The sequence below is a fragment of the Streptomyces venetus genome (genome assembly GCF_039540295.1).
Lineage (GTDB): Bacteria > Actinomycetota > Actinomycetes > Streptomycetales > Streptomycetaceae > Streptomyces > Streptomyces venetus.
On the sequence record NZ_BAABET010000003.1, the window covers coordinates 260,824 to 273,535 of the forward strand.

The following is a 12,712-nucleotide window of genomic DNA, read 5'->3' on the forward strand; positions in this document are numbered from 1 at the left end:
CCCCATCTTTCCAGACTTGGCCGGAAGGTCCAGGCCACCGTCCACGCCCTGGTCAGTCCAGCCCGAGCTCGTCCTTCGAGAAGGCGAAGAGGTACGGCACCCCGGCGCCCTCCTGGATCTTCTCGGCGGCGCCGGTCGCCCGGTCGACGATCGTCGCGACGGCGACGACCTCGGCCCCGGCCTCGCGCACGGCCTCGACGGCGGTGAGCGGGGAGCCGCCGGTGGTGGAGGTGTCCTCGACGACCAGCACGCGGCGGCCGGCGATGTCCGGCCCCTCGACGCGCCGCTGCAGGCCGTGCGCCTTCGCGGCCTTCCGTACGACGAAGGCGTCCAGGCGCTTCCCGCGCGCGGCGGCCGCGTGCAGCATCGCGGCGGCGACCGGGTCGGCGCCCATGGTGAGCCCGCCCACGGCGTCGAAGTCCAGCTCCGCCGTCAGGTCCAGCAGCACCTGCCCGACCAGCGGGGCGGCCTCGCCGTCCAGGGTGACGCGGCGCAGGTCGACGTAGTAGTCGGCTTCCAGACCCGACGACAGGGTCACCTTGCCGTGCACCACGGCCTTGTCCTTGATCTGCTGCAACAGCGCGCCACGTGTGTCCGTCATGGCGCCCAGCTTAGAGGCGGCGCCAGCTCCAGGTCGTGGTGGCCTCCAGCGGCTCCAGGGGCGTGACCAGGCGCGGCAGGGTGTTGAGCCCGTTGGGCGGGCCGGTCTGCGGCTCCACGCACACGGCGGCCTCCTGCTCGTCGTAGACGACGACCCACTCCTGGCGGCTCGCCACCTTCAGCTCCAGCTGCCCGGGCCAGGTCAGGGTGACGTCGACGCCGCCGGGCATCCCGAAGCAGTCGTCCCACGGGCCGGGCTTCGGGTCGATGCGGTTGCCGGTGGGCAGGTGGTCGTCGCCGCGCTCTTCCTGCCAGGCGGGTTCGAAGTCGAGCTGTACGTCCTCGCCGCCGAGGTTCCGGTTGAACCACGGGTGCCAGCCGATCTGCGCCGGGAAGGACGAGTCGTACGTCTCCACGGACATGGTGAGGGTCAGCGCGTCCTCGGTCAGGGCGACGACCTGGGTGACGCGGCCCTGGTGGGGCCAGGGGTCGGCGAGCTCGTGGGTGATGACGGCCTCGGCCGTGCTGGTGCGGGCGGTGCGCCAGGCGCTGTCGCGGGCGGTGCCGTGGATGGCGTGGGGCGGGGCGTTGAGGGGCATCTGCCGCACGGCGGCGCCGTCGAGGAACCGCCCGTCCCGGATCCGGCCGCACCACGGCACCATCGGGAAGCAGCCGAACCGCTCCCCCTGCCGGAGCACCTCCACGCCGCCGATCCGCAGCCCTCCGACCCGGCCGCCGTTGCCCGGCTGCACGGTCACCTCCGCGTCGCCCGCGGTCAGCGTGATGTCTTCGTCACTCACGGGACGACCCTACTGGGATGATCAAGAGGGCCTCGTGCGGTGCGGGAAGTTTTTCGCCGGGTGGGTCTCAGCGGCGCCTGCGCAGGGCCCGGACGGCCACGACGGCCGAGGCCAGCGCGAGCGCTGCCGCGGGGGCCGCCCAGCGCAGCGGGGCGGGAGCCGAGACGGTCTGCGGCGCGGGCACCGGCGCGTACCGCCCGCGCGGCGGCGCGTGATCGACCTCCTCGGCACTGCGCCCGATCATCGTCCGCCGAGCATGCGCCGCCTCGGCAACGTCCTCGTCCTCGTCGTCATCCCCCTCAACCCCCTCGCCCCGAGGCCGCAGAGGCGACACCGAAGCGCCGCTTGCGCGGGGGGAAGGGGGCTCGGGGGGTGAGGTGGGCTCTTCACCGGGGGCGGGGGGCTCGTTCTCGGGGCCGGGGGCCGAGGGGCCCTCACCGGGTCCGGGGGACGGGGTATCGCCGCCGGGGCCGGGGGTCGAGGGCCCGTCGCCGGGGCTGGAGGCCGGGGTCTCCTTGTCAGGGGCGGAAGCCGAGGGCCCGTCGCCGGGGCCGGAGACCGGAGTCCCGTCCCCGGGGCCGGAGACCGGAGTCCCGTCGCCGGGGCCGGAGGTCGGAGTCCCGTCGCCGGGGCCGGAGGTCGGAGTCTGGGCGTCGGAACCGGCGGTCGCAGTCTCATCGCCGAGACCGGGAGCCGCCGACCCGGTGCCAGACCCAGAGGCCGGCGCCCCGTCCTCGGCTGCGGCCGCAGTCTTGTCACCGGGGCCGGGGGGCGAGGACCCGTCGCCCGGCCCGGAAGCCCGCGCCTCCCCGCCAGAAGCGGCAGCCGCACCCTCACCGCCGGAACCGGGAGCCACCGACCCGGCGCCAGACCCAGAGGCCGGCGCCCCGTCGCCGGAGGCGGCGGCCGAGGCTCCCTCGTCAGGGTCGGAGCCCTGCGCCTCGTCGAGCGGTGGCGGCGGTGGGGGCGGGGCCTCGTCGTCGGCGTCCGGGGTCGTTTCGTGGTTCGTCGTGGCGCGGGGCTCGTAGTCCTGGGTGGCGAGGGACGTGGTCGTCTCCGGGGCCGCCTCGGCGAGGTGTTCCACGAAGCGGTTCAGCAGCCGGGTGACGGCGCCCTCGACCTGGTCCGCCGGGAGGTCCTCGATCCGCCCGTCCGCCGCAGCCGTCCCCTCGAAGACGACCGTCGCGCCGTCCTCCGCCTCCCGCAGGGAGATCCGCAGCGCGAGCGTGACCGAGCCGCTGCCACGCGACTCCTCCGCCTCGCCTTCGACGGAGTACGTCCCGTCGTCCCGCCGGGAGACCCGTGCGGTACCCCGGTAGGTGACGGAGTGGCTGCCGACGCGGATCTTCAGCCGCCCGGCGACGGGTTCGGCGCCGGCATCCTGCTGGAGCCCGGGGACCGCCCGGGCGACCCGCGCGGGGTCGTCCAGCACCTCTCTGAGCCGCTCGGCCGGGACCGGAACGAACACCTCGTGCTCCATGTGGACGGACTCTACCCAGCACAGCCCGAAACGCACCCCCGGCTTGGGGATTCGTATCCGAGACGCCCCCGCCGGGCGTACGCTCCCCGGCCCTCTCCGGCCCACCCGGGCCCGCTCAGTAGCGCGGGTGCACCAGCGTCGACGCGGGCAGCCCCGCGATCCGCGTCTCCCGCGCCGCCCGCTCCCCCGCCGCGAGGGACGTGCCCGTCAGGACGTACGGCCGCGGACCGCCCGGGTCGAGCCGCGGACGCGGCTCCGTGCGGGCGGCCAGGATGAAACCCCAGTCCCGGGGCGCCCGGGGACGGTCGGCGGGGGTACGGTCGGGCCCGACGGTGGCGAACCCGGCACGGCGGCCGCCCGTGCCGTACGGGGCGGTGCGCAGGCCCGCCGCACGGACCGTCGCCTCCACCGTCCAGAACACCCGGGGGCGGGACGCGACGGGCCCGGCGTGCACCACGAGCCGCCCACCGGGCGCCAGCACCCGCCGCGCGAGGCCGTAGAACTCCTGCGAGTACAGCTTCGTACTCGCCGTGATGCCCGGGTCCGGCAGATCCGAGACGACCACGTCGTACGCCGCCGCGGGCGCTCCGCGCAGCCAGCCGAAGGCGTCCTGCGTCGTCACGTGCACGCGCGCGTCGCCGAAGGCGTGCTGGTTCAGCGCGGACAGGGCCGGGTCGGTGCGGGCCAGCCGTACCACCTCCTCGTCGAGTTCGACGACGTCGACCCGGTCCACTCCGGGGTACCGCAGCGCCTCGCGTGCCGCCAGGCCGTCGCCGCCGCCGAGGATCAGCACGCGCGCGTGCGGCCCGGTCATGGCCGGGTGCACGAGGGCCTCGTGGTAGCGCAGCTCGTCCCGCCCGCTGACCCGCAGCCGGCCGTCGAGGAACATGTCGAGGGACCGCCCGTCCGTACCGCCGGCGAGGACCACCTCCTGCACGCCGGTCTGGAGCGCCACGCGTACGTCCGCGCCGTAGACCGCGTGCCGGGCGGCCCGCTCGAAGTCGTCGACGAGGACGGCCGCCGAGGCGAGGACCGCGAGCACGAACGCGTTGAAGAGCAGCAGCAGCCAGCGGGCGCGCCGGGTGAGGTCCCGGCGGAACAGGCCGAGCACCAGCGCACCGCCGACGACCGCGTTGACGGCCCCGGTGAGCAGCGCGCCGGTCAGCTGCCCCAGGAACGGCAGCAGGAGGAAGGGAAAGGCGAGACCGCCGACCAGGGCACCGACGTAGTCCGCGGCGAACAGGTCGGCCACCGCGCCGCCCGCGTCCTGGCGGCGGATGCGCTGGATCAGCTCCATCAGCAGCGGCACCTCGGCGCCGATGAGCAGTCCGGTCGCGAGGGAGAAGGCGACCAGGAGGCAGCGCGGCCCGCTGGCCCACACGCCGCCCCAACCGCCGGTCCAGGCGAAGACGGCGTACAGGGCCATCGCACTGCACCCGCCGACGAGGGCGAGGGTCGCCTCGAGCGCGCCGAAGCCGGCCGCGGCGAGCCCGCGCAGCCGCTTCGCGGCGAGGGACCCGATGCCCATCGCGAAGACCATGACGGACAGCACGACCGACGCCTGGGTGACCGAGTCGCCCATCAGGTACGAGGCCAGGGCGACCAGTTCCAGTTCGTACACGAGTCCGCAGGCCGCGCAGACGAACACGCCCGAGAGGACCAGGAACCGTCCGGTGCCCGGCCGGACGGGCAGTCGCGCCGGTCCGCCGGGGCGGCCCGGGGTGGTCCAGGGCGGCGGGGAACCGGGCGGGGCGGGCACGTGCGGCTCGATCACTCTGCGACGTTACGTCACGCCTCGACTGCGGTTCGTCACCCACACGTGTGGTGCTGGTTTACAGGGGCCCGAGGTCGGAATGAGAGGGGGTTTCGCCGAATGAGGAAGGCCCGGCAGCGGGTTCAGCCGGTGGCGGCCGCGGCCGGCACCCGTACGCCCACCCTGGTGCGGGTCGCCACCAACTGGCCGTCCTGCGGGTAGGCGTGCCAGGTCCGCCAGTGCACCTGTCCCTCGTGGTGCTGGGCCAGCAGCGCCGTGAAGGCGTGCGGGCTGCCGGGGAAGACGCCGGCCAGGCCGTGCGGATGGTCGGAGACGAGGGCCAGCAACTCCTGGGCACGGCGCTCGAAGATGCCGGGTGAGAGGACCTCGACCCGGGCCGCGAACTCGTACTCCCAGTCGTCCACCCGCTTGGCGACGCCGAGCGGAAGCGGAGTGCTGCTGCCCGGGATGCACGCCACCGTCTCCGAGCAGATGCCGCGCCGCTCCTCCAGCAGCACCTGGTGGGACGCGCCGAGGAGACGCAACTGCATTTTGGTGCCCGTCAGTTCGATGTCGAGCGTGGCCAGTGCGGGAAGCGGCTCGCGCCCCAGCGCCCAGGCGAGATCGGCCGCGCGCGTGTCGGTGTAGGAGGTGTTCAGGGTCGTGAGCATGGATCGGCTCCGCAGGCACACAAGGAGAGGGAGATGGTCCGCTGCGCCCCGGTCGCGCCGGGGTGTCGGCCCGAATCAACCCGGTCGGCCGGTTTCAGGAAATGCCCGCAGGACGTCCGAGGGGCTGCGTTGTGGTCAGAGGGAATCATGAACTGTGGCGCTGACACAGCGTTTTTACCCAAGTTCGGAGGGTTTCCATCCCTCAGAGGGCTCTACAGCTCAACTGTTCAACTACGGCGTGCGCCGGTCTCGGGGAGGCGTGCGCCGGTGTGCCACGACTGGCGCCCGGGGCCGGGCCGGACCGGCGCCCGCGTCGGGGACCCGCCCCCGAAGTGCCCTCTTGACGAACGCAGTTGCCGGAGTCACGGCAGAGGACGTCGCGCCACGGGCGCAGTTGTCCTACAGACATGCGAAGTTGCCGGGCGACACCCCGGAGCACCCGACATGCGTTCGACGTGTCCGCCGGCCGGGAACTTCGCACCCCGGCACGGGAAACGCGGGGCCCGCCCCCAGGTGCGGACCCCGCGTCGATGGATGTGCTCAATGGATGCGGCTTTCCCGTCGGGACGGCCGGCGTGGCTCAGCTGCCTCCGCCGCCGCATCCACCTCCACCACCTCCGCCGCAGGACGACCCGCCCCCGCAGGAGGAGCCGCCGCCGCAGGAGTGTCCCCCGTGGTGCCCGCCGCCGTCGGACGAGCCGGAGTCTCCCCCGCCCGCCCACCAGCTGCCGCTGCTGCTGCTCGAACCGGAGGACGCCCACGCCCCGCGACGCGTCGTCCGCCCGGATCGGCCGGTCCCGCCCCTGCGGGCCTTGGACACCAGCGCCCCGATGAAGACGACCGCGATCACCGCCAGGATGATGCCGACGACCATGGCTTCACCCTCCTTCCGTTTCCCCCGAAGCGGCCCCCCGTGGGCGCCTCGCTCTTGCGTGAACGGGGGATGCCCGCCCCCCGCTCGCCCCAAAGCAGAGTTGAGGAACTCCAGAGCTTCGGCGGAGGATGGCCGGCATGACCTCCAGTGCGCGCCCCCTCCTCAACCGCCGGCTCGCCGAGTTCGGGACGACGATCTTCGCCGAGATGTCCGCCCTCGCCCTGAGCACCGGCGCCATCAACCTCGGGCAGGGCTTCCCCGACACCGACGGACCCGAGGAGGTCAGGGAGGCCGCCGTACGGGCTCTGCGGGACGGCCGCGGGAACCAGTACCCGCCGGGCCCGGGCGTTCCCGAGCTGCGCACCGCGGTCACCGCGCACCAGCGGCGGCGCTACGGCCTGTCCTACGACCCCGACACGGAGGTCCTGGTCACCGCCGGGGCCACGGAAGCCATCGCCGCCGCGCTGCTGGCCCTGCTGGAGCCCGGCGACGAGGTGATCGCCTTCGAGCCGTACTACGACTCGTACGCGGCGTGCATCGCGATGGCGGGCGGGCGCCGGGTGCCGGTCACGCTCCGCCCGCACGAGGAGGAGGGCCGCTTCCGCCTCGACCTCGACGAACTGCGCGACGCCGTCACCGACCGCACCCGTCTGCTGCTGATCAACACCCCGCACAACCCGACCGGCACGGTCCTCACCCGCGAGGAGCTGGCCGCGATCGCCGAGCTCGCGGTGGAGCGCGACCTGCTCGTGGTCACGGACGAGGTGTACGAGCACCTGGTCTTCGACGAGGCCGAGCACGTGCCGCTGGCGTCGTTCCCGGGGATGCGCGAGCGTACCGTCACCATTTCGAGCAGCGGGAAGACGTTCTCGTTCACCGGATGGAAGGTCGGCTGGGTGACGGCGTCACCGGAGCTGGTCACGGCGGTGCGGTCGGCGAAGCAGTACCTGACGTACGTCTCGGCGGGCCCGTTCCAGTACGCGGTCGCCGAGGCGCTGTCGCTGCCCGAGTCGTACTTCACGGACTTCCGCGCCGACATGCTCGCCAAGCGGAACCTGCTGGCGGCGGGCCTGGAGGAGGCCGGGTTCCGGGTCTTCCAGCCCTCGGGCACCTACTTCGTCACCACCGACATCCGTCCCCTCGGAGAGAGCGACGGTTTCGCCTTCTGCCGCGGCCTGCCGGAACGCGCGGGCGTCGTCGCCATCCCCAACGCGGTCTTCTACGACCACCGCGAGCAGGGCGCCCCGTTCGTACGGTTCGCCTTCTGCAAGCGGACCGGGGTGCTGGAGGAGGCCGTGCGACGGCTGAAGGGCGTCTCCGGGACGGGAGGGGCGTCGCCCGGGGCTCGCGGGGCGACGCCGGGCTCTGAGGGGCGGCGAGGGGCATCGCCGGGGTCTGGGGGCGCCCGAGAAAGCGTGAAGGGCGCCCGAAAAGCGTGACGGACGCCGAAAAAGCGTGACGGCGCGTGCAGCACGTACCTGTTCGTACGCGCCGACGCGCCGTAAGGGCCCGGCTGGGCCTACTCGTCGTCCTCGGGCTTCTCCGCCTCGTTGATCTCCTCCTCAAGACCGAGCTGCTCGACAAGCCACTTGTCGAACTCGATCGCGGCGCGCACCCAGCTGACCGTCGAGGAGACGAAGTGCTCCAGGCTCACGCCCATGCCGATCAGCATCTGGGCCTCGCCGATCAGGCGGACCGTGCCGTCGTCGTGGGTGTGGCTGTAGACCTTGGGCCACAGGGTGCGGCGGTTCCAGTCGTCGATGGACTCCAGGATCTGCGGCTTGGCCTCGATCTCGTGGGGCCGGTCGTAGAACGTCCGCACGGAGAAGACCTGCTGGTCTCCCTCACCCCGGAACATGAAGTAGGTGCGGAACTGCTCCCACGGCGCCGCGAGGTCTCCCTCGTCGTCGACGACGTACTTGAGCTCCATCTGGTCGAGGAGCTGCTTCACGAGGTCCTGATCCGGGACGACGGGGCCGGCCGGGCCGCCGGGCTGCGGCTCGGGCTGGCCCCCGAAGTTCGGAATCGAGGACGGGTCGATGGTCACCGTGAATTTCCCTTCGTACGGATTCCGCCATCCTCCCCCATGCGGGGCGGGGGGTGGCAAGCCCCGACTACCCCGCTAAGCCCATGGCTGACACGATCCGGTCACCCGCAACCTCCGGGCTCCGGATCCCGTCCTTCCAGGCGGCGGACGGAGGGGGTCGGACGGCATGGTGACAGCGGGCAGAGGACGTACCCGGTGGGGTCTCGTCATGGCGATCCTGGGCGTGCCCGTGCTCGTCATCGGGTGCATGGTCGTCGGCCTGTTCCTGTGGGCCCTGTCGGACGGTGACGACCCGCGCGCGGGAGGCAGGGCGGCGGTGCCCTGCGCCGAGGCGCTCCGCTTCGGCGGCGCCGAACGGCCCGCGGCCGCCCAGGCCGGTAACTGCACCGTGCAACACGGCATCGACACCGCGTACGCGGCGGTGCTGCGGATGCCGCGCGCGGACGTGCGCGACTGGCTGCGCACGACGTACCCGGACGCGCCGGAGATCCGGACCGGCGGCCCCTGCGGGGCCCTCTGTCTGGATGTGACCCACGAGGACGGCCTGCCCGGTACGGCCGAGGCGCACGTGGTGCAGGTGAGGGTGGAGTACGAGAACGCCGAGACCGCGGTGGTGCGGTACTCGGCGTTCACCATGTGAGCGCCGAGTACCGCGCGACCGCTACAGCGTCTTGCCCGTGGCCGGTCCCACCAGCAGACCGTCCTCGGAGCGGTCCACCCGTACCGTGTCGCCGTCCTTGATCTCGCCGGAGAGGATCTCCTTGGCGAGGCGGTCGCCGATCGCGGACTGGACGAGGCGGCGCAGCGGACGGGCACCGTAGGCCGGGTCCATGCCCTCCTCGGCGAGCCAGGCCAGGGCCTCGGGTGTGATGTCGAGGGTGAGGCGCCGCTCGGCGAGACGCTTGGCCAGGCGGTCGATCTGGAGCTTGGCGATGCGCTCCAGCTCGGGCTTGGTCAGCGCGGAGAAGACGACCAGGTCGTCCAGGCGGTTGAGGAACTCCGGCTTGAAGGAGCTGCGCACCACCTCCAGCACCTGCTCCTTCTTCTCCGCCTCGCTGGTCAGCGGGTCGACCAGGAACTGGCTGCCGAGGTTCGACGTCAGCACCAGGATGGTGTTGCGGAAGTCGACCGTACGGCCCTGGCCGTCCGTCAGGCGCCCGTCGTCCAGGACCTGGAGGAGGATGTCGAAGACCTCGGGGTGGGCCTTCTCCACCTCGTCGAGCAGGACGACGGAGTACGGGCGGCGGCGCACCGCCTCCGTCAGCTGGCCGCCCTCCTCGTAGCCGACGTAGCCGGGCGGGGCGCCGACCAGGCGGGCCACGCTGTGCTTCTCGCTGTACTCCGACATGTCGATGCGGACCATCGCCCGCTCGTCGTCGAAGAGGAAGTCGGCGAGGGCCTTGGCCAGTTCGGTCTTGCCGACACCGGTCGGGCCGAGGAAGAGGAAGGAGCCGGTGGGCCGGTCGGGGTCGGCGATGCCGGCGCGGCTGCGGCGTACGGCGTCGGACACCGCGCGCACGGCCTCGGTCTGGCCGATGAGCCGCTTGCCCAGCTCGTCCTCCATACGCAGCAGCTTCTGCGTCTCGCCCTCCAGCAGGCGCCCGGCCGGGATGCCGGTCCAGGAGGCGACGACGTCGGCGATGTCGTCGGCGCCGACCTCCTCCTTGACCATGGTGTCCTTGGCGACCTCCTCCTCGGCCTCGGAGGCGGCCTCCAGTTCCTTCTCCAGCGCGGGGATCTCGCCGTAGAGGAGCTTGGAGGCGGTGTCGAAGTCGCCGTCGCGCTGGGCGCGTTCGGCCTGGCCGCGGATCTCGTCGAGGCGTTCCTTCAGCTCACCGACCCGGTTGAGGGACTGCTTCTCCTTCTCCCAGCGGGCGGTGAGGCCGCGCAGCTCCTCCTCCTTGTCGGCGAGGTCGCGGCGCAGTTTCTCCAGTCGCTCGCGGGAGGCCGCGTCGGTCTCCTTGCCGATCGCCAGCTCCTCCATCTTCAGCCGGTCGACGGCGCGCTGGAGTTCGTCGATCTCGACGGGAGACGAGTCGATCTCCATGCGCAGCCGCGAGGCCGCCTCGTCGACGAGGTCGATGGCCTTGTCGGGCAGGAAGCGGGAGGTGATGTACCGGTCGGAGAGCGAGGCGGCGGCGACGAGCGCGCTGTCGGCGATCTGGACCTTGTGGTGGGCCTCGTACCGTCCCTTGAGTCCGCGCAGGATCGCGATGGAGTCCTCGACGGTCGGCTCGGCGACCAGCACCTGCTGGAAGCGCCGCTCCAGCGCCGGGTCCTTCTCGATGCGCTCGCGGTACTCGTCGAGGGTGGTGGCGCCGACCATGCGCAGCTCACCGCGGGCGAGCATGGGCTTCAGCATGTTGCCGGCGTCCATGGCGGAGTCGCCGCCCGCGCCGGCCCCGACGACGGTGTGCAGCTCGTCGATGAAGGTGATGATCTGCCCGTCGGAGTCCTTGATCTCGGCGAGGACGGTCTTCAGCCGCTCCTCGAACTCGCCCCGGTACTTCGCCCCGGCGACCATGGCGCCGAGGTCGAGCGCGACGAGCCGCTTGTCCTTCAGCGACTCGGGCACGTCACCCTTCACGATCCGCTGGGCGAGCCCCTCGACGACGGCGGTCTTGCCGACGCCGGGCTCACCGATGAGCACCGGGTTGTTCTTGGTCCGCCGGGACAGCACCTGCACGACCCGCCGGATCTCCTGGTCCCGCCCGATGACGGGGTCGAGCTTCCCCTCTCGGGCCGCGGCGGTGAAGTCGGTCCCGAACTTCTCCAGGGCCTTGTACTGGCCCTCGGGGTCGGCCGTGGTCACCCGGCGCTGGCCCCGCGTCTTCTGGAAGGCGTCCTGGAGCTTCCTGGCGTCGGCCCCCTGCTGCGAGAGCACCTCGCCGGCCGCGCCGCCCTTGGCGGCGATGCCGATGAGCAGGTGCTCGGTGGAGAGGTACTCGTCCCCGAGCTCCTTGGCGCGGGCCTGCGCGTCGGCGACGACCGCGAGCATCTCGCGGTTGGGCTGGGGCGGCGCCACGGTGGAGCCGGTGACGCTGGGCAGCCCCGCGAGCACGCGCTCGGCTCCCTCGCGCACGGCCGCCTGGTCGGCGTCGGCCGCGGCGAGCAGGTCGGTGATGTTCTCGTTGTCCTGGCCCTGGAGCAGCGCGAGCAGCAGGTGGGCGGGGGTGAGGTCGGGGTGCCCCTCGGTCACGGCCCGGTTGCTGGCCGCGTTGATCGCGTCCCGGCTCCGGTTGGTCAGCTCGGCGTCCACGTTCGCGTTCTCCTCCTTGCGTGAAGCTGCGTGCCACGTCCCACAGGACCGTCAGCCTGACTCGGTCAACGTGCACAAAGTTGAGTCTATTCCACTCAAGGCCGATTCCGGGAGGTGCGGAGCGGCTAAGTTCCGGTCCATGGCGACCAAGTACTCCGTGGATCCCGGCGCTCCTGACGCTCAGTACCTCAGCTTCTGGCGGGAACGGCATGTGTGCACCCTGACGACTCCCCGCCCGGACGGCACTCCGCACGTAGTACCCGTCGGAGTCACATACGATCCCGAGGCCCGTCTGGCTCGGGTGATCACCAACAAGGCGAGCGCGAAGGCGCGGCACGTGCTGGCGGCCGGGGAGCAGGGGGCGGCGGTCGCCGTCTGCCAGATGGAGGGCCGCCGGTGGGCGACGCTGGAGGGCCGGGCCTTCGTGCGCAACGAGCCGGAACGGGTCGCGGAGGCGGAGCGGCGCTACGCCGAGCGCTACGGGAGGAACCCGTCGCCGAATCCGGCGCGCGTGGTGATCGAGATCGAGCTGACGCGGGCGATGGGGCGGGGTTGACCCAAGTGAAAATCCACACCCTTGATCGACTGCTTCCAGCCACAGCGTGACGGGGCCGATACCCGGAAATGTCTCCACAAACTGCAGCGGCGTCACCGTGTTCAGGTCACGGTGACGCCGCTGCGGGGGGAAGCACCTGAGCGATCTTTTACGACGGGGGAATCGCGTCAGGCACTGCGGGGGGTGGCAGAGATGGTCCTCGGGGCAGGGGAGTCGGCCTCCACCTGCTGATGGTCCCGCTGGTCCAGGTTCACAAAGATCATTCCGTACCGTACGGCACATCGCACTGGCTGCGGCGCCCCCCGAGGCCGCCGCAGACACCGGTACGCCCGTACGTCTCCCTCCTCGTCCCGCGTGACGACGACCGGCTCTCCGAACACGGTCACCATCAGCGAGTCACCGTCGTGGGGGATGGCGGTGACCAGGTCGATGAAGTGCCAGCCGGAGCGGTAGGCGGTGGCCATTTCACGGCGGAAGGAGCGGTCGTCGGGTGGAGTGGTCACGGTCAGCTCCCGATTTCCTCAGCACCGGGGCTCGAAGCGCTCTCTCCGCCGCCGGACTCGGCGCTCACAGCCACCGAGGGCCAGACGCTGTTCGCCCGTACCTCGTCCTTCGCGTCGGAGAAGCCCCCCAGCGCACCCAGGGCCGCAGCGACGGAGAAGGCGGCGACAA

Annotated in this window: 12 protein-coding genes; 3 read left to right on the forward strand and 9 right to left on the reverse strand. The window is 72.3% G+C overall.

Annotated elements, in window-relative coordinates; all coding sequences use genetic code 11:
- Positions 1–52: 52 nt before the first annotated feature.
- The 6 genes from pyrE to ABEA82_RS10970 all read right to left on the reverse strand — a co-directional run bounded on the left by pyrE (position 53) and on the right by ABEA82_RS10970 (position 6,178).
- The gene (pyrE, locus tag ABEA82_RS10945) at positions 53–601 is read right to left on the reverse strand and encodes an orotate phosphoribosyltransferase (RefSeq protein ID WP_030245666.1); all 549 of its coding nucleotides are present in this window, start codon (positions 599–601) and stop codon (positions 53–55) included.
- Positions 602–611: 10 nt separating this feature from the next.
- Positions 612–1,400 (reverse strand): aldose epimerase family protein, encoded by a 789-nt coding sequence (locus ABEA82_RS10950; RefSeq protein ID WP_345661198.1) that lies wholly within the window; start codon positions 1,398–1,400, stop codon positions 612–614.
- Positions 1,401–1,467: 67 nt separating this feature from the next.
- Positions 1,468–2,880, reverse strand: a complete 1,413-nt coding sequence (locus ABEA82_RS10955; protein WP_345661199.1) for an SRPBCC domain-containing protein — start codon at positions 2,878–2,880, stop codon at positions 1,468–1,470.
- Between the two features lie 115 nt (positions 2,881–2,995).
- Positions 2,996–4,654: a polyamine aminopropyltransferase gene (locus ABEA82_RS10960; RefSeq protein WP_345661200.1), complete on the reverse strand. Its 1,659-nt coding sequence runs from the start codon at positions 4,652–4,654 to the stop codon at positions 2,996–2,998.
- A gap of 122 nt (positions 4,655–4,776) precedes the next feature.
- Positions 4,777–5,304: a DUF2617 family protein gene (locus ABEA82_RS10965; RefSeq protein ID WP_345661201.1), complete on the reverse strand. Its 528-nt coding sequence runs from the start codon at positions 5,302–5,304 to the stop codon at positions 4,777–4,779.
- Positions 5,305–5,884: 580 nt separating this feature from the next.
- Positions 5,885–6,178, reverse strand: a complete 294-nt coding sequence (locus ABEA82_RS10970; protein ID WP_345661202.1) for a hypothetical protein — start codon at positions 6,176–6,178, stop codon at positions 5,885–5,887.
- Positions 6,179–6,306: 128 nt separating this feature from the next.
- Here ABEA82_RS10970 and ABEA82_RS10975 point away from each other — a divergent pair, with 128 nt between their 5' ends.
- On the forward strand, positions 6,307–7,617 hold the full coding sequence (locus ABEA82_RS10975; RefSeq protein WP_345661203.1) for a pyridoxal phosphate-dependent aminotransferase: 1,311 nt from the start codon (positions 6,307–6,309) through the stop codon (positions 7,615–7,617).
- A gap of 80 nt (positions 7,618–7,697) precedes the next feature.
- Here the strand turns inward: ABEA82_RS10975 and ABEA82_RS10980 are convergent, their stop codons facing one another.
- Positions 7,698–8,225 carry a YbjN domain-containing protein gene (locus tag ABEA82_RS10980; RefSeq protein ID WP_053670429.1) on the reverse strand — a complete coding sequence of 176 codons (528 nt, stop codon included), beginning with the start codon at positions 8,223–8,225 and terminating at the stop codon, positions 7,698–7,700.
- Between the two features lie 208 nt (positions 8,226–8,433).
- Here ABEA82_RS10980 and ABEA82_RS10985 point away from each other — a divergent pair, with 208 nt between their 5' ends.
- Positions 8,434–8,865 (forward strand): hypothetical protein, encoded by a 432-nt coding sequence (locus ABEA82_RS10985; protein ID WP_345661204.1) that lies wholly within the window; start codon positions 8,434–8,436, stop codon positions 8,863–8,865.
- A gap of 21 nt (positions 8,866–8,886) precedes the next feature.
- On the opposite strand, the gene clpB is transcribed toward ABEA82_RS10985, so the two are convergent.
- Positions 8,887–11,484 (reverse strand): ATP-dependent chaperone ClpB, encoded by a 2,598-nt coding sequence (gene clpB, locus ABEA82_RS10990; protein WP_345661205.1) that lies wholly within the window; start codon positions 11,482–11,484, stop codon positions 8,887–8,889.
- 139 nt (positions 11,485–11,623) lie between these two features.
- Between clpB and ABEA82_RS10995 the strand changes: the two genes are divergently transcribed.
- Complete coding sequence (locus ABEA82_RS10995) at positions 11,624–12,040, forward strand: pyridoxamine 5'-phosphate oxidase family protein (protein WP_345661206.1); 417 nt, start codon at positions 11,624–11,626, stop codon at positions 12,038–12,040.
- A 167-nt stretch (positions 12,041–12,207) separates the two neighbouring features.
- Here the strand turns inward: ABEA82_RS10995 and ABEA82_RS11000 are convergent, their stop codons facing one another.
- Complete coding sequence (locus ABEA82_RS11000; protein WP_345661207.1) at positions 12,208–12,543, reverse strand: hypothetical protein; 336 nt, start codon at positions 12,541–12,543, stop codon at positions 12,208–12,210.
- Positions 12,544–12,712 lie beyond the last annotated feature (169 nt).